At 56.8% G+C, this 22,278-nt stretch carries 15 protein-coding genes; 13 read left to right on the top strand and 2 right to left on the bottom strand.

The annotated features are described in order from the left end of the window. Positions 1-13: 13 nt before the first annotated feature. The 4 genes from MHI43_RS15490 to MHI43_RS15475 all read left to right on the top strand — a co-directional run bounded on the left by MHI43_RS15490 (position 14) and on the right by MHI43_RS15475 (position 5,508). Positions 14-1,495, top strand: a complete 1,482-nt coding sequence (locus MHI43_RS15490) for a DUF5605 domain-containing protein (RefSeq protein WP_162164395.1) — start codon at positions 14-16, stop codon at positions 1,493-1,495. 62 nt (positions 1,496-1,557) lie between these two features. Further along, positions 1,558-3,687: a hypothetical protein gene (locus MHI43_RS15485; protein WP_036662996.1), complete on the top strand. Its 2,130-nt coding sequence runs from the start codon at positions 1,558-1,560 to the stop codon at positions 3,685-3,687. After that, positions 3,684-4,598, top strand: a complete 915-nt coding sequence (gene dapA / locus MHI43_RS15480) for a 4-hydroxy-tetrahydrodipicolinate synthase (protein ID WP_015735267.1) — start codon at positions 3,684-3,686, stop codon at positions 4,596-4,598. The genes MHI43_RS15485 and dapA overlap by 4 nt, the downstream gene beginning before the upstream one ends. Further along, on the top strand, positions 4,579-5,508 hold the full coding sequence (locus tag MHI43_RS15475; RefSeq protein WP_015735266.1) for a pectinesterase family protein: 930 nt from the start codon (positions 4,579-4,581) through the stop codon (positions 5,506-5,508). Before dapA ends, MHI43_RS15475 begins: the two co-directional genes overlap by 20 nt. A gap of 27 nt (positions 5,509-5,535) precedes the next feature. On the opposite strand, the gene MHI43_RS15470 is transcribed toward MHI43_RS15475, so the two are convergent. Beyond that, positions 5,536-6,519: a sialidase family protein gene (locus MHI43_RS15470; RefSeq protein WP_015735265.1), complete on the bottom strand. Its 984-nt coding sequence runs from the start codon at positions 6,517-6,519 to the stop codon at positions 5,536-5,538. Positions 6,520-6,678: 159 nt separating this feature from the next. Between MHI43_RS15470 and MHI43_RS15465 the strand changes: the two genes are divergently transcribed. From MHI43_RS15465 to MHI43_RS15450, 4 genes are all read left to right on the top strand, one after another. Continuing rightward, the gene (locus MHI43_RS15465; RefSeq protein ID WP_036662999.1) at positions 6,679-7,761 is read left to right on the top strand and encodes an alpha/beta hydrolase family protein; all 1,083 of its coding nucleotides are present in this window, start codon (positions 6,679-6,681) and stop codon (positions 7,759-7,761) included. Beyond that, positions 7,754-10,492, top strand: a complete 2,739-nt coding sequence (locus MHI43_RS15460; RefSeq protein ID WP_036663000.1) for a hypothetical protein — start codon at positions 7,754-7,756, stop codon at positions 10,490-10,492. Before MHI43_RS15465 ends, MHI43_RS15460 begins: the two co-directional genes overlap by 8 nt. A 180-nt stretch (positions 10,493-10,672) precedes the next feature. Further along, positions 10,673-10,852 carry a hypothetical protein gene (locus MHI43_RS15455; RefSeq protein WP_015735262.1) on the top strand — a complete coding sequence of 60 codons (180 nt, stop codon included), beginning with the start codon at positions 10,673-10,675 and terminating at the stop codon, positions 10,850-10,852. Further along, the gene (locus MHI43_RS15450; RefSeq protein WP_036663001.1) at positions 10,849-13,980 is read left to right on the top strand and encodes a glycosyl hydrolase; all 3,132 of its coding nucleotides are present in this window, start codon (positions 10,849-10,851) and stop codon (positions 13,978-13,980) included. The genes MHI43_RS15455 and MHI43_RS15450 overlap by 4 nt, the downstream gene beginning before the upstream one ends. 281 nt (positions 13,981-14,261) lie before the next feature. Here MHI43_RS15450 and MHI43_RS15445 read toward each other — a convergent pair whose 3' ends face one another. Next, complete coding sequence (locus tag MHI43_RS15445) at positions 14,262-15,317, bottom strand: LacI family DNA-binding transcriptional regulator (RefSeq protein ID WP_015735260.1); 1,056 nt, start codon at positions 15,315-15,317, stop codon at positions 14,262-14,264. 284 nt (positions 15,318-15,601) lie between these two features. Here MHI43_RS15445 and MHI43_RS15440 point away from each other — a divergent pair, with 284 nt between their 5' ends. The 5 genes from MHI43_RS15440 to MHI43_RS15420 all read left to right on the top strand — a co-directional run bounded on the left by MHI43_RS15440 (position 15,602) and on the right by MHI43_RS15420 (position 22,269). Then, entirely contained in the window at positions 15,602-17,035 is a 1,434-nt protein-coding gene (locus tag MHI43_RS15440) for an L-fucose/L-arabinose isomerase family protein (protein WP_036663003.1), read from the top strand. A 24-nt stretch (positions 17,036-17,059) separates the two neighbouring features. Beyond that, entirely contained in the window at positions 17,060-17,902 is an 843-nt protein-coding gene (locus MHI43_RS15435) for a transketolase (protein WP_015735258.1), read from the top strand. A 3-nt stretch (positions 17,903-17,905) separates the two neighbouring features. Beyond that, positions 17,906-18,844 (top strand): transketolase C-terminal domain-containing protein, encoded by a 939-nt coding sequence (locus MHI43_RS15430; protein WP_036663004.1) that lies wholly within the window; start codon positions 17,906-17,908, stop codon positions 18,842-18,844. Between the two features lie 11 nt (positions 18,845-18,855). Further along, positions 18,856-20,379: a glycerol kinase GlpK gene (gene glpK, locus MHI43_RS15425; RefSeq protein WP_015735256.1), complete on the top strand. Its 1,524-nt coding sequence runs from the start codon at positions 18,856-18,858 to the stop codon at positions 20,377-20,379. A 252-nt stretch (positions 20,380-20,631) separates the two neighbouring features. Beyond that, positions 20,632-22,269, top strand: coding sequence for a hypothetical protein (locus MHI43_RS15420; protein ID WP_036663005.1), 1,638 nt, complete (start codon positions 20,632-20,634; stop codon positions 22,267-22,269). The last annotated feature ends 9 nt before the right edge of the window (positions 22,270-22,278 follow it).

Raw genomic sequence — 22,278 nt, 5'->3', positions numbered from 1 at the left:
AGGAGGGAACGGCGTGATTCAATATAAAAAAGAAGTAGAGCGATTTGGCATATTCGAGCTGCAACTGAAGGGGCGCGAGGACGACGGGCTGTTCGCGGACTCCGGTCTGTGGGCTGAATTCAGCAAAGAGGATCGTCATTTCGTGGCAGAAGGTTTCTACGACGGCGAAGGCAGACTATTGATCCGGTTCATGCCGGACGAGGAGGGGGAATGGTCGTTTCGCATCGAAGGCGCGTCCGCCCCAGCCGGAGGATACGCCGGACAATTCCATTGCCTGCCGGCGGGGGCCGATAATCACGGACCGGTGAGCGTATCGAACGCGACGCTGTTCGCTTATGCGGACGGCAAGCCGTATACGCCGTTCGGAACGCTGCTTGAGGCCTGGCATGTGCAGGACGAATCGAGCCGCGACCGGACGATCCGGACGCTGACGGCATCGCCCTTCAACAAAGCGCGGATGAGCGTTGTCCCGCAGGCGGGTCATGCGGGGAACGGCGAGACGGTTATATCTCCGTTTGCCATTCGCCAGGACGGCCAGCCGGACGGTGATTGCTTCGAGCCGGCTTATTTCGCGAAGCTGGAAGCCTGCGTGGAGAGTTTGTCCCGCATTGGCGTGGAAGCGGAGCTGATCCTATTCCCGGCCTCCATGGACCTTGAAGGCTCCATTCGGTTGACCCCGGAGCAGGAAGAGCGTTATATCCGTTATGCGGTTTCCCGGTTGGCCGCTTATCGCAACGTATGGTGGACGATGGCAGACCTGGGCGACGGAACGCGGAGGCGGGAAGTCGATTGGCGCGCTTATTTCCAGACGCTTCGCGAATGCGATTACGGACATCATCTGTGCTCGATCCATGGCACGCCTTCCGCTTTCGATTGGGGCGTTCCCTGGCTGACGCATGTCAGCCTCCGTCAGGAGGACGTGATGCTTGCCTCCGACTTCACGCTGCAATACGAGAAGCCGATCGTCATTGACGATTGCGGACGCGAGGGTATTGGAGCGGAGCCTAGGGACGCGTTGACGCCGGAAGACATGGCGTACAGAATTTGGGAAGGCTTGTCCCGTGGCGGCTTCGCGGCCCATGGGGAATCGCTTCGCAGGCCGGACGGAACAAGCTGGTCGGTTCACGGCGGCGAGCTGCTCGGCGAGAGCGTGGAGCGGATCGCCTTCCTGCGCGGTCTGCTAGAGGATGCGCCAGGCTATCTGACATACAGCAGGCAGCGACACGATGCCTCGACCCTCGAGAAGCGGGGCGAATATTATTTGCAATATTTCGGACCGCACCGGTTCTCGTCGCGCGACTTCGGGATGCAGACAGGCGAATTCGCGGTGGATATTATCGATACATGGAATATGACGATCGAACGGCTGGACCAAACGTATCAGCAACGGTTCCAGATCAAGCTGCCCGGAGAGCTCTACTACGCGCTCCGTTTGCGCAAAATCGGCGAAGGCGCGGAGCAGGACGAACCGGAGAAGGAGCAAGCGTCGGCGTAGAAGGCGAAGACTTCACCGTCCAACCGGGCGGCAGAACGGAAATCGGAAGGAGAGCGCTGGAAATGAACGCTTATCGTATAACGAGTCCGGCCGAGCGCCGAAGCGTGGATGTATGGCAGTCGGACAACGATGTTTATATCCAATTGTCCCGCGAAGGCGACTCCGAGCCTTATTTCAGCAATAAGCTAGGACTTATGGCGGTTTACTCGGAGGGACGTCCATGGCGTGAAGAGCGGCTTCGGCTACATGCCGCGCGAATCGAGCAGCGTGGCGGCACGCTGCGGATCGAGGCGGACGGCGGCGAGCTGTTCCTCGCATTGGAACTGAAGTTCGATGCGGAAGGGCTGCTACGGGTTTGCGCCATATGGGAGAATCGTTCCGATCGCACGCTATGCGACGCCGCGGTCGGGCTCGAATGGGAGCTCGCCTCCCGCGGCAAGGAAAACGTGACGATCCCCCATATGATCTACAACAACAACCCGTCGGCGGATCCCTCCAGGCTTGTGCCGCATCTCGGCATCGGCGAGGGCAAGGGCTTTATTTGCGAGGAGCATCGGCTCCCGATCCCATGCGTGAACGTCGAGTGGAACGAGGAAAACTCCGGCGAGCGATATTTTTCGATGTTCTCGCTTCCGTCCTATATCGAGGATTCGGACGGCCTCGTCCATTATGGCTCGCTTGGCGCTTATCAGCGTGATGGAAGCATAGCCGTTGCGGCGATGAGCGGCGTTCTGATGTTTGGTGGCGAGAAGGACATCGTATACGTGAGCAAGAGCCAAATCGAGCCGTACTCCGGCGGCTATACCGATTTTGCCCCGGGCTTTGCGCTCGAGAAGAGCTATGCTTTGGAATGGGGTCCGCAGGAGAAGCCCGGCCAGGCTTTCTCGAAGGCCGTTCACCGCGCCGTTCGGCTGTACGATCCGCAGGGCGCCGATCCGCTATCGCTGGATGAACTGATTCGGCTCAAGACGGCGGCCATGGATGACCGGTGGCGGGAGACGGACCGGTCAGCCGGCTACGTGAAGTTCAACGACCGGAATTCGTTCGGGCTCGTGTCGAAGAAGCACGGGCTTCACTACATGTACGGCTGGACCGGACAATGTTTGAAGCTGGCTTGGTGCGACGCGTCTTTGGGCTTCGACGGTCAATCGCCCGAGCGTATCGAGCGATGCAGGAAAGCCGTCGACTTTTATCTCCGCGAGAGCGGCACTTCGGTGCCCGGACTCAGGAACGGCGCGTATCATTTGTCGGATGGCCGGTGGGAAAATTTCCGCTGGCAGCAGGAGCCCGTCATCTCGAGCCGCGCCTTCGGCGAAACCGTCAGCGACCTCGCCGATATCATTTTGCTGTTCCGCAGCCGGGGGGAGCGGGTTCCTTCCGCTTGGACGGCCGCGCTCGAGCAATCCGCCGATTTTATATTGGGGGCCATATTGCCTTCAGGCATATTCCCTTCCGCCTTTAAGCCGGACGGCAGCGCCGCGGACACGGAGATTACGGCCGCCGGCATTCCATGCCTGATCGCGTTAATCAAAGCCTGGCAGGTGACGGGCGCGCGGACGTATCTTGACGCCGCCAGCGCCAGCATGGAGCGCTATTACGCGCTGCATGCCAAAACCTTTGAACGGCCGTTCGCCAGATCTACGCTTGACGCAAGATGCGAGGACAAGGAAGCGGGCATGTTTTTCTTCATCGCGGCCTTCGAGCTCTTCCGTCTGACCGGGGAACCTCATTTCCGCAATTGGGCGGAGATCGCCGCGGATTGGCAGCTTACCTACGTGTATATGTGGAACCCGGCTTACGATCGCGGCACGGCGTTCAGGGAAAGCGGCTTCCAGGCTGTCGGCTGGCCCGGGGTGAGCGTGCAGAACCATCATCTCGACGTCTTTTTCCCTACCTTCGAGCTGTGGCAGTTCGGCCTCATGACCGACAACGAGACGTACGTGCGCTTGGCGCGCACGATCTTTGGCGCACTCGGCCAAGGCATTTGCACCAAGCCGGGCGAGTGGGGCTTCACCGTCGTCGGGGAACAAGCGGAAGGGTTCTTCCAGTCCAACTTCCAAGGAAGAGGCAGATCCAATACCTGGAATCCCTCTTGGGTTATTTCGGAAGTGCTGCATCATGCGCTTCGCTTCCGCGAGGCGGCCACTCATGGCGAAAACCAAAATCAGGGCAAAGGAGTTCATCGTATATGATTAAACCGCACGGAATTATACCCGCAATGGTGACGCCATTCGACCAGGAGGGGCGGCTTAACGAACCCGTCGTCCGCCAGATGATTCGGCGTCTGCTTCAAGCGGGAGCGCACGGCATATTCGTGCTCGGGACGAACGGCGAATTTTTTGCGCTAACGGAAGACGAGAAGATTGAGCTTGTCCGAATCGCGGCCGACGAGATCGGCGGAGCCGTCCCGCTCTACGCGGGATCCGGCGCGATTACGACAGCAGAGACGATCCGTTTGTCGTGCAAATTGGAGGAAGCGGGCGCCGATATTTTATCCGTCATTACGCCTCACTTCGTTCCACTCAACCAATCGGAGCTTCACAGTCACTTCGAAGCGGCGGCAGGCTCGACGAATTTGCCGATCGTTCTCTATAACATACCTGCGCGCACGGGCATTATGCTGGAAGCGGCAACCGTGGCATCGTTGTCCGGCATTGCCAATATCGTCGGCGTAAAGGATTCAAGCGGCAATTACGAGCATGTGCTTCAGCTGATTCAACAATCGGGTCCCGACTTTGCGGTTTTGGCCGGCACGGATTCGTTCATTTTGTCGACCTTGCTTGCAGGGGGCGCCGGAGCGATTGCGGCATCCGCCAACGTCGCTCCCGATACGGTTGTCTCGATTTATAAACACTGGCAGGAAGGGCAGTTGGAGGAAGCCGCGAAATCGCAAGCCGACATCGCGGTTGTCCGCAAGCTGATGCAGTTCGGAACGGTCCCGTCAGGGCTCAAGGAGATTCTGAGCCAGCTGGGAATCGAAGTCGGCTCGCCGCGTCTGCCGGTGCAGCCCGTCGGCGCAGATGCGCGAAATACCATTGCGGCCACGCTGCGCGCGGCTGGCCTGCTGAAGGAGGGGAACTCGCATGCGAACATTGGTCGTTGATCAATCCGGAAACGGCGATTTCCGAACGGTTGCGGAAGCGATCGCGGCAGCGCCGGATCATGCCGTCGAACGCACGCTGATCGTCGTGAAAAACGGGCATTACAAGGAGAAGGTAACGGTTCCCGCAAGTAAAACCAATTTGTGCATGATGGGTGAAAGCCGGGACGGAGCCGTCATCTTCTATGACGATTCAGTGTCGACCCTGAAGCCGAACGGCGAGAAAATGACGACGTACGACACGCCATCCTTCACGATATTGGCAAAAGATTTTTATGCTGAAAATATGACCTTTGCTAATTCGGCCAGCAGGCTGGAGAAGCGGGGACAAGCGCTTGCGCTACATGTGGAGGGAGATCGCGCAATCTTCCGGAACGTAGCGATACTCGGCCATCAGGATACGCTGTATACGCCGGGCAACGGCAGACAATTGTACGATCGCTGCTATATCGAGGGACACGTCGACTTCATATTCGGATCTGCGACAGCCGTGTTCAAGGATTGCGAGCTTCATAGTCTCGATCGTCATAACGGCTTTGTGACGGCGGCTTCCACGGAAGAATCGCAGCCTTACGGCTACGTCTTTATGAACTGCAGACTAACCGGAGCCGCGCCTCCCGCGACCGTCAGTCTCGGCCGGCCTTGGAGGCCGCACGGAAGCGTGATTTTCGTTCATACGTGGATGGGAAGCCATATCCGTCCGGAAGGCTGGGACAACTGGCGCGATCCAGCGAAGGAAAAAACGGCGAGGTATGCGGAATACGGAAGCGTGGGACCGGGAGCGGAGTCTGCGGCCCGGGTAGAGTGGGCCAGATATTTGACGGAAGAAGAGGCGTCGGCATTGACGGTACGAAGCGTACTGGAAGGCCGCGACGGCTGGAATCCCGAAGAGGTGCGCGCGGCCGTTATATAAAGGGTTGATTTCGGGAGCAATCGCTGACTATTGTTTCAAGACGATATGGTAGAAAGCGATTCGCTCCCTTCTCCATGTGTAGCTAATATAGATGTTGTTGCCATGGGCGACGACCGCGGGGTACGAATATTGACTGATGCCCGAATCGAGCGGAAGCTCTTCGCCCCAAGTCGCGCCATCGTCGCGGGATAACCGAAGCACGAGCGGAGTGCGGGGACCTTTTCCCTTCGGATCGTCCTCGCGCGGCACAGTCGGGTTGTAGGCCATGGCAAGCGTTCCGTCCGATAACCGCGCAAGATCGAAGCCGCTGTTGTTGTTCGGCATATCGGTCGGATAAGCTTCGCACCAAGTGAAGCCGCCGTCCTGTGAATCGCTGCGGTACATAGCGCCTTCGGTGCTCCGTGCCAGCAGGTGGACGGAGCCGTCCTCCGACTCCCACAGCGTCGGTTGGATGATGCCTTTGAGCTTCAGCTTTCCGTGATCGAGCGGAACGATCGCCATTTGCGTCCACGTATCGCCATGATCGGAGGAAATATCGATAAAAGCGTCCCATGCGGGCTCAAGCGAATTCGGCGCGAGCAGCGTGCCGTTCCGGAGCATGATCGGCTTGTTCTTGACAGGTCCCCGTCCGCCGATGTCGCCGGGCACGAGCTCCTTGGGCTCGGACCAGGAAAAGCCGTTATCGTCGGAATGGATAATGCGGGTGTGCCATTCGGCAACGCGGGGGCCAACCTTGTAGAAGAGCAGCAGCTTGCCGTCAGGTCTGAGATATAGAACGGGATTCCAATGCGGAAGGCCTTCCTCGTCCGCGACTTTGACCGGAGCGGACCACCCGCCGTCCGTTCTGCGCGCCGTCCAGATCGCCACGTCGGGAGCGCCCTCGCGTGAGCCCCCGAACCATGCGGCCAGCACGTCGCCGTCCGGCAGGACGACCAGCGTGGACGCATGACAGCTCGCGAAGGGGCGATCTTCTTCAAAAATAAACTCTTTTGCTTCTACAGAATACGTCATAAAAAAAGACACCTCCAGATCTATTTAACAGCTGCTTTGAACTTACCCCATGGGTGAAGCTGTTACGTTACAAGCGTATGACGGTGCTTGACTCGATTCAATAGGGCATTACGTTCGTACGTCCTGCGATAGCGCCTATTTGGGAAAGGAGTTTACGACATGTGGAATCCTGACAAATTTATGGAAACTTTATATGAACGGTCCGCAGCGGCAAGAAAGAAGCAATCCGAACTTGGCCGCGAAGAGCGGAAAGCGCTTCAGAAGGAACATCTGCGAGCAGCGCTTGTTCCGTTCGAGGAAATGCGCGCGCCGCTCGATCCGATTCTCCTGGAACGAACGGAGTATGACGATTATGTCCGGGAGCGCGTCGAGATCGGAACGGTGACCGGTCTTCGCATGCCTGTCTACGTTCTCATTCCTAAAGAAAGCAGTCGGACTTGGGAGCTGCCCGGGAATTCTTCCGGCAAGCTTCCCGGCATGCTGGCGCTGCATGGACACGGATACGGAAGCCGGGAGGTTGCGGGGTTTGCGCCTGACGGGACGATGAGCGTGAAGAAAGGCGGACATAACCGATTCGCCTTGGAGCTTGCACGGCAGGGCCATATCGTCGCTGCGCCGGAAATGATCGGCTTTGGCGACCGCAGGCTGCTCCGCGATACCGTTCCCGGCAAAGAACGCAGCTCTTGCAATTCCTTAACGGGACAATTGCTCATGCACGGCATGTCCCTTGCTGGCTTGCGCGTCTATGAAGCAATCAGGACGCTCGATTACCTTGCGATGCGGGCGGAGGCCGATCCTCGGGCAATCGGCTGCATGGGTTTCTCAGGTGGAGGCTTTCTCGCGGCTTACGCGGCCGCAATCGACGAGCGGATCAACGCCGCTGTCCTTTGTGGATTCACCAGCACTTATAAAGGAAGCATTTTGTCGATTAATCACTGCATCGACAATTACATTTCTGGCGTGCTTGATTATGCCGAGCTGCCAGATTGGATCGGGCTCATTGCGCCGCGTCCGCTGTTCGTCGAATCAGGCGAGAACGACCCGATCTTCCCTGCCGGCTCCGTTCGCGAAGCCGTCGAGATTCTGCGGAACATCTACCGAGACGAAGGGGCGGAGCATAGGCTGCAATCCGATATTTTCCCCGGCGTCCACGAGGTTAGCGGACGGAATATCTATCATTGGCTACAATCGACTTGGCAATCGTTAGAGAATAAATGGAAAGCGGAGGATCGACATGAATAAAATCAGATTAGGGATCCAGGAACAAGCATCGCCTCGGATGGTTTACGGCTTGACGCTGCTTAAGGGTGCTTTGGAAGCATGCGGCTTCGAGACGGAGACTGCGGACGGGGAGTGGAGCTCCTTGACCTACCGGAAATCGCCGGAGCTCAAAATTTACGTCGGCAACCGGGAAGAATCGGAATTTATCCGAACGCTTGAGAATCAGGAGGTCCTTCTTTATCATTCGGAGGAGCCGGGCAAGGAAGGCTTCTACATCGCCACGCTGCCGGGGAATCTGATCGTGGTTTCGGGCGGCAACGATACCGGCGCCTTGTACGGAGCTCAGGAGCTGGCCGGACGGATTCGTCGCGAGGGACGGGTTCCTGATTTGCTTGCGCATGGCGAAACGCCGAAGTTTGTGATCCGCGGCCCGGTGCTCGGCCTGCAAAAGACGGAAATCGAGCCTCCGCGCCGCACATACGAGTACCCGATTACGCCGGATCGCTTCCCTTGGTTCTACGACAAGGCGTTGTGGACGGAATACCTGGACATGCTCTGCGCGCAGCGGAGCAATATCGTATACATCTGGTCGGCCCATCCGTTCTCCTCCTTGTTGAAGCTTAAGGATTATCCGGAGGCGCTGGAAGTGACGGAAGAGGAGTACAACCTCAACGTCGAGACGTTCGGCTGGCTGACGGTAGAAGCGGACAAACGAGGCATCTGGGTCGTGCTGAATTTCTACAACATTCATATCCCGCTGCCGTTCGCGGAAAAACACGGCTTGGAGCTTCATCAGCCGAAACCGCTTCCGATCACCGCCGATTACACCCGCAAATCGATCGCGGAATTCGTCAGGTCCTACCCGAGCGTCGGGCTCATGCTGTGCCTGGGCGAGGCGATGCAGGGAGACGTGTACGGCGCCGAATGGTTCACGGACACGATTCTGGCAGGCGTTAACGAAGGCCTCCGGGATCTGAAGGTGAAGGAACGTCCGCCGATCATCCTCCGCGCGCACGCGGTTAAGGCGGAGCCGATTATCGAGAAGGCGATTTCGCATTACCCGAATTTATTCACCGAAGCCAAGTATAACGGCGAGTCGCTCACGACCTGGACGCCGCGAGGCGGCTGGAAGCATACCCATAACAATCTGAGCGGGATGCAGTCGGTTCATATCGTCAACGTCCACGTGCTCGCGAATCTGGAGCCATTCCGCTACGGCTCGCCCGCCTTCATTCAGAAAAGCATGCAAGCGGCAAAGGATCGGCAGAAGGCGAACGGGCTGCACCTTTACCCACTTTTCTTCTGGGATTGGCCATACAGCGGCGACAAGACGACGCCAAGGCTGAAGCAGGCGGAGCGGGATTGGATGTGGTATGCCGCATGGGCGCGTTATGCATGGAACCCTGACCGCGATCCGGAGACGGAACGCCACTATTGGATAGAGGAGTTGGCTTCGCTGTTCGGGTCAAGGGAAGCGGGCGCTGCGCTGTTGGAAGCCTATGACGCTTTTGGCGAGTGTGCGCCGCGGCTTCTTCGCCGCTTCGGCATTACGGAGGGCAACCGGCAGACGCTGTCGCTTGGGATGACGATGAGCCAATTGACCAATCCGGACCGTTATTCCCCATATCGAGCGCTGTGGGAGGATCACGCGCCGCAAGGCGAGCGGCTCGAATTGTATGTCCAGCGAGAGCTGGCGGATGAACCGCACATCGGGGAGACGCCGATCGACGTTATCGAATCGGCCGAGCTGTTTGCGGAGCAAGCCTGGACGGCGATACAGCGCGCAAGCTCTCATGTTACAGACAATAGGGAAGAATTTGACCGAATCGCGAGCGACGTGGAAGCGATTCTGTACATGGTGTGCTTCTACGGCGCCAAGGTGCGGGCCGCCGTCCAAGTGCTGACGTACAAACACACGGTGAACGGCAACTACCTGGAACATACAAATCTGTTGGAGGAAGCCGTTCCTTATTTGCAGGAGAGCGTGGATTGGTACCGCAAGCTGACGGAGCTGACTAAGAACACGTACCTGTACGCGAACAGCATGCTGACGGCGCACCGTAAAATTCCGGTGCCCGACGGCCGGAAATTTAAGCATTGGACGGACTGCCTCCCGATTTACGAGGAAGAGCTCGCAGGCTTTAGAGCCAGCGTGAATGACTTGAAGGCCGGAAAGCTGCCATCGCGGGTAAGCGGAGAAGTGAAGATCGAGCCGTACCGGGAAGCCGCCTTCAGGCTGAAATCCACCGGCATGGAGACGTATACGCTGTCGAAGGACAGCTTGCTCTTCACCGACGGCGAGGTATACGTGCAGAACTGCGCCGAGGAGCTCGAAGGCTTGACCGGCGTCCGGTTCAGCCGCGCGGAAGCGGCGAAGGGCGGAATGGCCGTCGAGTTCGAGACGGACGCGCCGGTTCGCGTGCTAGTCGGCTATTTCAATTCCTCCGACCCGCAATGGCTTCAGGTTCCGACCCTGGACGAGAATACGCATGCGGATGAACGGGGAGGCTTATCTCCCGTATTGCGCAAAGGAATCAAGACCTCCTTCTACCCGAGCGTTAACGTTCACGCTTTTCTGTACGAGGCCGGAAGCCATATGCTGAACCTGGGCATAGGAGCCTACGCGGTGCTCGGCGTCATCGCCGCCGATCAGGAGCTGAAGGAGCGGGACGTATCGCCGTTCAGCGAAAGCTCCCGAACGCTGGATTGGCTATATGACGGCGCCAACAAGAAGGGAGCGCTGTCGCGCTGATGGAGGCGGTTCAGGAACAAGCGCTATTGAAGCCTAATTAATTCAGGGTCCTACTCACCTTGCAACAAACACAGCAGCTAGGCCGCAAGGCTGGCTGCTGATTTTTGTTCACGCGCACAAATCAACAAGACTGCTCGAAGTGTTGAACCTATTAAGCTGATTAAGGAGGCGGATGAATCGATGAGGAAGCTTGTACAACCGGACACACTGAAAACAGATAGGGAAGTCCCGTTCAGCGGCGGCGCGGGCAACGACGTATGGCGCATGCTTACAGCCTGTGTCGGGGGGAATGCGGAGGCCGTTCCCGAGCTGCTTCGAAGTAATCCTACGTTGCTTGATGGGGAGGAGTTGGCAAGATGAGCGACTTGGCTATGCTGCGCAAGCAGTTTGCGGAACCGCCTGTAGAAGCGAGGTCCGCGCCCTTCTGGGCATGGAACGACAAGCTGGATGTTGATGAATTGATGCGGCAAATCGAAGGGATGAAGGAGCAAGGAATCGGCGGCTTCTTTATGCATGCGAGGGACGGACTGGAAACCGAGTATCTGGGAGAGGAATGGATGGAGGCGGTCGAAGCTTCGGTGATGAAGGCAGAGCAGCTCGGCATGGAGGCATGGCTGTACGACGAGGATCGTTGGCCTTCCGGCACGGCGGGCGGCAAAGTGCCGGCGATCGGCGACGAGTATCGCTCCAAGGGACTGACGGTAGAGGTGCTTCAAGACGGCAGATGCGGAACGGCCTCTGCTCCATACCTAGCCGATGATCGGACAGTGGCGCTCTTCAAGGCGCGTATCGACCAGATGAAGTTGTACCGCTGTGAGCGCCTGCCGCTTGCGGAGCCGGTTAAAACGCTTGAAGCGGCCGAGGGGCTTCTCGTGTTTCGTGTCGAGGTGTCAGCACCTTCCGAATGGTTTAATGACCAGGCGCCGCCGGACAGCATGAATCCAGAGGCCGTTCGCCGGTTCATCGACGAGACGTACGAGGTATACAAGGCTAAGGTCGGCGACCGGTTCGGCCAAACGATCAAAGGCGTGTTCACCGACGAACCAAGCGTCAATGACCGGCATTGCAGGTTTACGGAAGGACGCGGCTGGGTGCCGTGGACGTATTCATTCCCCGATTACTTCAAGAGCCGGCGCGGTTACGATCTGCTCGAGGAAGTCCCTCATCTGTTCTTTGACAGCGACCGCTCTTCCTGGGCTCGCCATGATTATTGGCGCACCGTATCGGAGAAATTCACCGACGCGTTCTCGAAGCAGATTTACGATTGGTGCGACAATAACGGCCTGTCGTTTACAGGGCATTATTTGCAGGAGGATAAGCTCGGTCTGGGCACCCGGGTCGGCGGCGCCATCATGCCGCATTATCGGTATCAACATATACCCGGCATCGACATGTTGACGGAATCGACCGATGAGCATATGACGGTGAAGCAGTGCACGAGCGTAGCAAATCAATACGGCCGTAAGCGCGTGATGACGGAAACGTATGGCTGCGCTGGATGGGAGTTTACGTTCGAGGGTCAGAAGTGGATCGGCGACTGGCAATATGTGCTCGGGGTCAACTTCCGTTCGCAACATTTGGCGCTATATTCCATTAAAGGCTGCCGTAAGCGGGATTATCCGCCGGTGTTTAATTACAATACAAGCTGGTGGAAATACAATCACGTTGTCGAGGATTATTTTGCACGGCTCGGCGCGGTGTTGACCGAAGGGCGCGCGGTTAGGGACATCCTCGTGCTGCATCCGGCTTCGACGGCTTGGTCGCTGCTTGGCTCCAATCCATACGGCATGCCGAACCGGGGCAGGGATCGCGATATCCCCGGCATTAATCGGTACGGAGACGAGTTCAATCGTTTGCTCAGGGCGCTGCTCGGCGCGCATCACGATTGCGACCTTGGAGACGAGACGATTATGAGCGAGATCGGCGAAGTGAAGCCCGGCAAGCTGATCATCGGACAGGCGGCCTACAAGGCGGTGGTCATGCCAAGCATCTCCACCATGCTGCGCACCACCTATGAGCTGCTGCTGCTTTTTCTGGAGGCGGGCGGCCGCGTCGTTGCCATGCAGCCATTGCCAATGATGTTGGAAGGCCGAACGTCGGAAGATCTAGCGAAGCTGACGAATCATCCGCACTTCACGGCGGTTGCGGATACGGCTGGGGTTATGGATTGGCTCGATCATGGCTCGGGCCTATCGCGCCAAGTATCCATTCGCGGGCAGCAAGGGACCGAAGAAGACGGCTTGTTGTATATGCTTAGGAAGTCTGAAGGCTGCAGCTCGCTGTTCATCGTTAACAATGACCGCAATCGCGGCCATGACGCGCGGATCGAAACGGCCGTTATCGGTACCGTAGAGGAATGGGATGCGCTGACTGGCGAGGTTCATCAAGTTGAGTCGTGGCTCTGCGAAGGCAAGCTGCGGTTTCGGGCGTCATTCGAACCGGCCGGCTCGAAGCTGTACATGATTAATGAAACAGCGGCTCCTGCCGCACAAGCACCGGCCCCGGTGCCGGTAGCGTTTAACGACAACGACTTGTATGCGGCGTTCGGGCCGAGGTTCCGGTTCACCCGGTCGATGCCCAACGTGCTGACTCTCGATCAATGCCGTTACCAGATGCAGGGCGGAAGCTGGTCCGAGCGGATGGAGGTGTGGCAAGCGCAGCGCCATATTCGCGATACGCTCGGGATGAGGCAAGTATTTTACAATGGCATCACGCAGCGGTACAAATGGATCGGGGAAAAGCATCCGAACGATGGGACGGAGGTTCTATTCCGGTTCGAGTTACATATCGATGAGGTGCCAGAGAGCGAAGTTTCCCTCGCGCTCGAGGGGGCGGAACGATTCCGCATTCGCTGCAACGGCGAAGAGCTTGCTTCAACGGCGGAAGGCTGGTATATGGATCGTTCGATCTCATGCGTGAAACTAAGCGGCTTACGCAAGGGAATCAATGAGCTGATTCTCGACTGCGAATACACGAACGATATGGAAATGGAAGACATCTATGTGATCGGCAATTTCGGGATTAGCCCGCAACGCAGCATCATTGCTGAGCCGACCCTGCTGCACGCGGGCGATTGGTGCCTGCAAGGTTATTATCATTATTGCGGCAGCATAATCTATCATTTGGATTATAAGCATTGTCATGAACCCGATTATCGTGCGATTCTGAAGCTCGGCGAGGTATCGGCGGTCGTTGCGGAAGTGAGGGTGAACGGCGTAACGGCCGGCTACATCCCGTGGAGGGCGGCGGACGGTCTCGATATAACCGGCTTTTTGGCGGAAGGCGACAATCGGCTGGAGATCGAAGTGATGGGCAGTCCGCGCAATGTGTTCGGACCCTTTCACGTGGCGAGAGGCAAATCGCGAGTGACGAGCTGGGGCTCGTTTCGGACCGAAGGCAAGGAGCATACGCCGGATTATATCACGTTTCCCTATGGCATTATGGGTCAAATCAAGTTGATGCGCTCAAAGCCCGGGAGGAGTCTATGACCATTCAAGCTACACATAAGGCGCTTCAGAAGATCAGGTGATGTTCTGAAACGATTTCAAGACTTGGATGCTTGGATCCGAAGGCGACTCCGTTCGATACAATTGCGGAGCTGGCGAAAAGTGAGAAAGCTCCACCGGGAAATGCGAAGAAATGCCACAGATGCGTATGACAGCATGCATGGAGGAGCCGGATGCGTTGACCCGCACGTCCGGATCTGTGAGAGGCCTATGCGCATGCGCATAGGCCTACTCGATTTCCGCGGCTATGTGAGTTGCTGGCTTCAGCTCTCGCCGTTTGCAATTAGGGAAGATGCCGATGACTTCCTTTGTACGAGCGTCGTATCGATCATGACTTTGGAAGCGGCGGTCTCGCCTGATGTCGCCGACTGTATGACCAGATCAACAGCCAGATGGGCCATTCGTTCCTTGGCTACTTGAACCGTGGTCAGTTCGGGAGTGACGATTCTAGCTTCCGAAATATCGTCAAAGCCGACGACAGATATATCCTCCGGCACGCGAAGACCAAGCTCTTGCAGCGTTCTGACAGCGCTGATCGCGATATAATCGCACTCGCAGAAAAAAGCCGTAGGCATCGGCTTCTTGTCAGCCAAATAATCCGTAAGCTGCCGCGACAGGTTTTCCTGAGAGGAAAGGATCGTCGGCGCGACCGAGAAGACGCACACATCGCCTGGATCGAGCCCTCGCTCCCGAAGCGCTGACTCGAAGCCTATCCGGCGATCGTCGAAGTTTTTAATTCTTACATTAGATGCCAGATATCCGATGGATGAATGCCCGCTGTCGCAAATGTGTATCCCTGCCTGATAGGCTCCCAGCACATTATTGATGGATACAAAATGAACGGGGAGCGTTTCAAAGCAGTTGTCCAATACGACAAGAGGCATCGTAATCGCTCCCGCGATGTCGGAAATTTGCTCGCGGCCAAGGTTGGTACCTAACAAAATGACGCCATCGCTTCTCTTTTCCTCCGAAATCAGCTTAAGCTGCTCCGCAAACTGATCTGGCGATACCGAAGTGAACATAAGCGAATAGCCGTAGAAACGGCATCTCTCCTCGATATGATGGATCAGTTCGCGAAAGAACGGCTGCTGGTAGTATTGCTCCAGAACAATGCCGGAATTGGCGATCGCGAGAAACGTCAGCGATTTGATAGACGGCTCGTCCGATGACGATCTCGATTTGTGGGTATAGCCGTTTTTCTCCGCAATTTGAATAATTTTTTCGCGCGTTTCAACGCTGATTCCTTGCTTTCCGTTTAATGCAAGCGAGACGGCGGCTTTGGACACGCCCGCCAGCTTCGCGATATCCTCCATTTTCAATCCACTTCAGCCTCATTTCATTTCTTCCAAATATCGAAGTTTAGTACGTTTAGTTTACTATCCCCATGAATAATAAGCAACATCACGCTGCGAGTTTATATTAACGTTTATGTCTATTAACTAAACTATTTGCTTTTGTTTATATAAACTGATTGACTAAACAAAAATACGGTGTTAATTTAAAGGTGTCATAAGTTTGATTGACTTGGTTTTTGTGAACTGTTTATTTGAAAATACGATTGTTTAGTTAAGTTTGTTTAGTTAAAACAAGGAGGAGCGCATGCTTGAAAAAATTTAAATTGGGATATGCACCAACAAGACGGTTTGTTTTCAGCGCGGAGGACGCATTCAAGTACAAGGTGCTGATCAAGGAGAAAATCGAAAGCTTCGGTATGGATATCGACATCGTCGATTTGGAAGGCATTAACGAAGAAGGGCTGCTCTATGACGACAATATCAATGCGGATTCATTAGTGGATCGATTCAAGAAGGACGGAGTGGATGCCGTCTTCTTCCCTCATTGCAATTTCGGGACGGAGGATACGGTGGCGCGTGTGGGCAAGGCGCTTGGCAAGCCGGTGCTGCTATGGGGGCCTCGCGACGAATCTCCGCTGGAGGACGGCATGCGGCTGCGCGATACGCAATGCGGCCTGTTCGCGACAGGCAAGGTGCTGAGACGTTTTAATGTTCCTTTCACTTATGTGACCAATAGCCGTATTGACGATCCGGTGTTTGAGCGGGGTTTTACCAATTTCGTCGCGGCAGCCAATGTGGTCAGAAGCTTCCGCAGCTTACGCATTTTGCAAATCGGGCCGCGTCCTTCGTCGTTCTGGACGATGATGTGCAACGAAGGCGAATTGCTGGAGAGGTTCGGCATTGAGATCCATCCCATTACGCTTGTCGATATTCAAAGGGAAACAAAGCGCATCGAGAAAAACGGAAGCCCGGAGCTAGCCGAAGCCGTCGATTATATTAAACGCAAGCTGGACTGGTCGGAGGTGGCCGAAGCGGACGTCATCCGCATCGCGGCTCTGAAGGCGGCCATGAAATCGTTCGCCGTCCGGACGGGAAGCTCCGCGATCGCGATTCAATGCTGGTCTTCACTGCAGGATGCGATGGGCATCATGCCTTGTCTCGCGAACGCGATATTGACCGATGAGCAAATTCCGGTTACCTGCGAAACGGATATTCACGGTGCAATTACATCCATCATGGTTCAGGCGGCAACGATGAACCAGCATCCGACCTTCTTCGCCGATCTGACGGTCCGACATCCCGAGAACGCGAACGGCGAGCTGCTATTCCATTGCGGCAACTTCCCGGTATCCATGTCGGTGGAGGATAAGCCGAGGCTCCGTAAGCACTTTCTGTTCGACGATCATTCGCCGGGCACGCATGAAGGCGAAGTGAAAGGCGGCGATATGACTTTGGCGCGCTTCGACGGCGATCATGGCGATTACCAGCTGTTCCTTGGCAAAGCGCGCGGTATCAAAGGCCCATATACCCGCGGTTCTTATGTGTGGGTGGAGGTCAACGACTGGCCGCTATGGGAAGAGAAGCTCGTTAAGGGGCCTTATGTGCATCATTCCGTCGGCATTCATGCCAATGTTATCCCGGCGTTATATGAGGCTTGCAGCTATATTCCGGGATTGACGCCGGACCCGGTCGATCCGACAGAACGCGAAATTCAAGCATGGCTTCGCGGCAGCGGCTTATAGAAGCAGACGGAGGAGGACGGGCAAATGGAAGTACGGGAATTGAAAGCGAAAGCAGCGCAAATTCGAATCGATCTGCTGAGCATGATTCACGCTGCCAAGACCGGACATACAGGTGGATCATTAAGTAATACGGACATCCTTACCGCACTTTATTATCGTGTCATGAGAGTAGATCCCAAACAGCCGAAATGGGAGCAACGGGACCGCTTTATTGCCAGCAAAGGCCATTCAGTGGAATCATTATGGTGCATTCTCGCCGATCTTGGCTTCTTCCCGAAGGAGGAGCTGAAGACGTTCAGCGCTTTCGGAACAAGGCTGATCGGCCATCCAAACAACAAGGTGGCCGGCATCGAGATGAATACGGGGGCGCTCGGCCACGGTCTTGCCATCTCGGTCGGCATGGCGCTTGCCGCGAAGCGGGACGGCGGCGATTATCGCGTGTTCTGCCTGATGGGCGACGGCGAGCAGGCGGAAGGCTCCGTCTGGGAAGCGGCGATGGCTGGCCCGCATTACAAGCTCGACAATCTCATTGGCATTATCGATCGCAACCGGCTGCAAATTAGCGGATCGACGGAGGAAGTCATGGGGCTGGAGCCGCTGGAGGATAAGTGGCGGGCATTCGGTTGGCATGTCGTAACCGTTGACGGCAACGACATGGACTCCCTTGTGGAAGCATTCGAGGCAGCCCCGGCACAACCTGGCAAACCTACCCTGGTGATGGCCAATACAGTGAAGGGAAAAGGAGTGTCTTTTGCGGAAAACATTCCTCATTGGCATCATCACGTTCCGAGCGACGACGAACTAAAGCGGGCGATCGCGGAGCTGGAAGCTGTATTGGATACGTATCAACGGGAAGGGGCCGTGTAAGGAATGGCGAACAAAATAGCCAACAGACAAGTGATTTGCGACACGCTGCTGGAGCTGGCTCAAGAGGATGGCAGCATTATGGTCCTTGCGAGCGATTCGCGCGGTTCGGCGGCGATGGCGCCTTTCGCGAGCGCGTATCCAGACCAGTTCGTGGAAGTAGGCATCGCGGAGCAAAACATTGTCGGCATATCCGCCGGTCTCGCGCACAGCGGAAAAAAACCGTTCGTCACATCGCCGGCTTGCTTCCTGAGCATGCGCAGCATCGAGCAGATTAAAGTCGACGTGGCCTATTCCGCAACAAATGTGAAGCTGGTCGGCATAAGCGGCGGCGTCAGCTACGGAGCGCTTGGCATGTCCCATCATTCCGTACAGGATTTGGCGGTCATGCGCGCGATCCCGGGCATTGCCGTACTTCTGCCGGCCGACCGGCATGAGACGAAAAAGATGACGGAAGCTTTGGTTGCATATGAAGGCGGAGCCTATATTCGAATCGGGCGGAATCCAGTTGAGGACGTCTACGAATCGGATGATTACGAATTCCAGATTGGCAAGGCCGTCACGCTAAGAGACGGTAAAGATATTACGCTCATTGCGGCAGGAGAGACCGTGAAGGTTGCGGTTGACGCGGCAGCCGCCCTTGCGGAAGCCGGCATTTCCGCGCGCGTCATCAATATGCATACGATCAAACCGCTGGACGAGGAAGCCATTCTGAAGGCGGCGCTCGAAACCGGACGAATCATTACGATTGAAGAGCACAGCATACACGGCGGTTTGGGCGCGGCCGTTGCCGAGGTCGTGGTGCAGCATCATCCCGTGCCTATGCGGATTGTTGGCATTCCGGATGAACCTGCTATCGCGGGCAAGACGGCGGAAGTGTTCCGGCATTATGGCATCAGCGTCGAACATATCAGTAGTCTCGCGCAGGAACTGTTAGGGCAATAGGGAGGTCTGTTATGTCGGCAAGTGATAAATTTATATTGGCTATTGATCAAAGCACCTCAGGTACGAAAGCGCTTATCGTGAACGCCAGCGGGACGGTGAGGAGCCGAAGCAGCCGCGATCATCGCCAGTATTACCCAAACTCCGGCTGGGTGGAGCACGACGCGCAAGAAATTTATGACAATGTCAAGCTTGCGGCGCTCAATGCCATGCGTGAGGCGCATGTATCTCCCGCGCAGCTTGTGGCGGTTACGATTACGAATCAGCGGGAAACGGCCGTCCTATGGGACCGGATGACGGGTGAGCCGGTTGGCCGCGCAGTCGTGTGGCAATGCCAGCGTACGGCGGAAGCATGCGCGGGATTGAAGGAGCAGGGACATGAGGGGACGGTCACCGCGAAGACTGGCTTGACGCTAGACCCGTACTTCTCGGCAACGAAGTGGCGCTGGATTCTGGACAATGTGGAGGGCGCGCGCGAGAAGCTCGATGAGGGAAGACTGCTTGCGGGAACGATCGACAGTTGGCTGGTCTGGAAGCTGACGGGCGGCAAGACGCATGCAACCGACTACACGAATGCGAGCCGCACCTCTCTGTTTAATATCTATACGCTTGCTTGGGATGAGGAGCTGTGCGAATTGTTCGGTATTCCGCGCGGCATTCTGCCGGAAGTAAGGAATTCCGACGAAGTATTCGGCTATACGGAGAGCGAAGGCTGGCTCGGGGCTTCCGTCCCGGTGACCGGCATAATCGGCGATTCGCAGGCGGCGCTGTTCGGAAACCTGTGCCTGAAGGAAGGAATGGCAAAGGCGACCTACGGCACAGGAACTTCGGTGCTGATGAACGTCGGAGCCGCTGCTCCCCATGCCGGCGGAGGACTCGTTTCGACCGTCGCCTGGGGCTGCGGCGGAAGGGTAACGTATGCGCTTGAAGCTGTCATTCGCTCTAGCGGAGACAGCCTGAATTGGCTACGCGACAACTTGGGACTGTTCGCGACCTATCAGGAAATGGAGCAATTGCTTGAGCGTGCACCGGATCATGGAGGCGTCTACCTCGTACCTGCTTTTGTCGGTCTAGGCGCGCCCTACTGGCAGCCGGACGCAAGAGCGGCTATTACGGGAATGAACCGCGCGACAGACAAATCGCATATTGTCCGTGCCGCGATCGAAAGTATCGCCTATCAGGTGCATGACGCAGTGGAGCTTCTGCAAAGCGAATCCTGCGTCATTCTGGAGGAGCTGCGCGCCGACGGAGGGGCCACGGTTAATGCGATCTTGATGCAATTCCAGGCGGACCTGCTGCGGAAGCCGGTCACTCGCACAGGCATAGCCGAACGATCAGCGATGGGCTCCGTCTATATGGGTGGTCTTGCCATTGGCCTTTGGAACTCGCCGGAAAGCTTGCCAAATTGCACGCATGAAGGATCACGATATGAACCGTTGATGGAGTCGTCTGAACGGAACAGACGCTTGTCAGGCTGGCAAACAGCTGTTGCTTCTTTGCTTGCCGGGACGTCCAAGAGGCAGCGTGAGTGGGAATGAGGCCCAGAATCATCATGAAAGGAATCATCGCTGACCCTTGCCATTTGGTCCCCCCGAAGAGCAAGATCCTTTAACTTTCGAGCAACATCAGATAGAGAACTCTGGTTATTCTGCACCTATAATTATAGTCAATCGACGAAGGCAGTGAAAGCGGTACCGACAAATTAGCGGAATACCGACGGAACGAGGGAATAAGAGAATAAAAGAATAACAGAATGAGAGAACGAGAGATTCGGAAAGGGGAACGAAAAAATGGCCAGACCAAAGCTGGGCATGCAGGGGCCCGTTATCGCCTGGCAGGATTCATGGGCGGGGGCAGCGTCCGACGAAATCATGCGAACGGGCACGGGCAGCGTCTATCCTTCCCAGGAGGCGCTCCCGGCTCCCGATTTGTTCCTTCAGGTGCTGAAGGAGCTTGGCTGCGATTTCTACGTGCACCACATGTTCCCGAACGGGGCCGGGCAATCGGCCATGGTGCGCGATATGGCCAAGCACGGCATGGACCTGTGCTTGGGCAACGAATACGGAAATATTAACGGACCTTACGCGGAAGGGACGAACCGGTACGACGTGCCCGACGAGGCGCTGCTGGAAGCCGCGGGAAGCGGCAAGCTGATCGGCCTGCTGTACGACGAGCCCGAGCATCTCCAAATCAACGCCTCGCAATATCGCAAGGATGCCTTCCTTCCGCATTGGGGGACCACGGAAGAAAACACGCTGCGGCAATCGCAAGATTCGGTTGTTCGCGCGGTGGCGGAGAGGACGGCGCACGTGCGCGGGATCCTGGCGAATGCCGGAGTCGATCCGGAGGGCGTGCCCTTGGTAGGCGAGTTTGTGTTCCCCACCCTCTTCCACACGAAAGCCAGGGGCGGAATGATCGTTTGTCCCAAAATCATGAAAGAGTCGTTCCAGTCGCTTCAGCTTTCCACGGCGCTCGGCGCGGCGAAGCAATACGGCCGAGGGCTGTGGATTTGCGCGGATTTGTGGGGACCGGACGTCGGGCCCTGGTTCATCCGGACGCCGGGATTCCCCGGGCACTCGCCGGAGGAGTACGCTTCGGCGCTCAAGATGGGCTACTTTATGGGACCGACCCATCTGTTCACGGAAAATATCGACGCTTTGCTGCAGCACGGGAACGGCAGCTTCCGCCGTACGGAGTTCGGAGAGGTGTGGGAGGAGTTCGTGCGGGACTTTATTCCGGCGCATCCCTTGACCTGGTCGCACGCGGAAGCCGACCCCGACATCGCGTTCATCCATTCGGACGACAGCAATTACGGGCAGAACGCAAGGTTGTTCGGCAACCGGGGGCTTGCCGTCCCCGACGCTGCGCAAAGTGTGTTCCGCGCGTGGCATCTGCTCAGCCACGGCACCATTCCCGCGCATGGCAGCTGCATGCATATTCCCGGCTTCGCCTTTCCGCGCCATCGCTTGAAAGCGGAGGTTCCGAGGGACGAATTTCCATTGCTGCGGGGCAGGCCTCATGCCATAGAGGAGCGGGTTCATCCGCTCTATTATCCGACGAACAACGTTCTCGTCTTCGACGAAACGGTGCGCGAGGAGCAGCTCGGAAATCCGAAATTGATTCTGGATGCCGGCACTCGCCTTTCCGCGGAGACGCTGAAGGCGGTCCGTCGAAGAGCGGAAGCGGGAGCGACGGTCATGATCGCGGACTGGCTCGTCCCCGAGCCGTGGAAGGCCAGCGGCCGAACGGGCGAAGGCAAATGGCTGGTAACCGGCGATTTCCTGTCGGATGATCGGGTGAAGGAAGAAGCCGGGCCGCATCTCGGAGGTTCCGACTGTTGGATGCAGCGGTTCGCGGACGCGGAGGTAAGGATGTACAAGGCGGACGAGCGCGGGTTCATGCTGGATTTCGAAATTAGGAAAAGGTGAGGAGGAAGC

This window comes from Paenibacillus sp. FSL H8-0457 (genome assembly GCF_038051935.1).
GTDB classification, from domain to species: Bacteria; Bacillota; Bacilli; order Paenibacillales; family Paenibacillaceae; genus Paenibacillus_AQ; species Paenibacillus_AQ lautus_A.
The sequence above is the reverse complement of the archived record's forward strand: the minus strand, read 5'-3'. Positions and strand labels throughout refer to the sequence as shown.

Bases quoted from the DNA above. Each gene is read 5' to 3' on its own strand.
- MHI43_RS15450 (WP_036663001.1), top strand. From the start codon at position 10,849: ATGAGCGACTTGGCTATGCTGCGCAAGCAGTTTGCGGAACCGCCTGTA.
- MHI43_RS15460 (WP_036663000.1), top strand. From the start codon at position 7,754: ATGAATAAAATCAGATTAGGGATCCAGGAACAAGCATCGCCTCGGATG.
- MHI43_RS15455 (WP_015735262.1), top strand. From the start codon at position 10,673: ATGAGGAAGCTTGTACAACCGGACACACTGAAAACAGATAGGGAAGTC.
- MHI43_RS15470 (WP_015735265.1), bottom strand. From the start codon at position 6,519: ATGACGTATTCTGTAGAAGCAAAAGAGTTTATTTTTGAAGAAGATCGC.
- MHI43_RS15435 (WP_015735258.1), top strand. From the start codon at position 17,060: ATGGAAGTACGGGAATTGAAAGCGAAAGCAGCGCAAATTCGAATCGAT.
- MHI43_RS15485 (WP_036662996.1), top strand. From the start codon at position 1,558: ATGAACGCTTATCGTATAACGAGTCCGGCCGAGCGCCGAAGCGTGGAT.
- MHI43_RS15430 (WP_036663004.1), top strand. From the start codon at position 17,906: ATGGCGAACAAAATAGCCAACAGACAAGTGATTTGCGACACGCTGCTG.
- MHI43_RS15465 (WP_036662999.1), top strand. From the start codon at position 6,679: ATGTGGAATCCTGACAAATTTATGGAAACTTTATATGAACGGTCCGCA.
- dapA (WP_015735267.1), top strand. From the start codon at position 3,684: ATGATTAAACCGCACGGAATTATACCCGCAATGGTGACGCCATTCGAC.
- MHI43_RS15420 (WP_036663005.1), top strand. From the start codon at position 20,632: ATGGCCAGACCAAAGCTGGGCATGCAGGGGCCCGTTATCGCCTGGCAG.
- MHI43_RS15475 (WP_015735266.1), top strand. From the start codon at position 4,579: ATGCGAACATTGGTCGTTGATCAATCCGGAAACGGCGATTTCCGAACG.
- glpK (WP_015735256.1), top strand. From the start codon at position 18,856: ATGTCGGCAAGTGATAAATTTATATTGGCTATTGATCAAAGCACCTCA.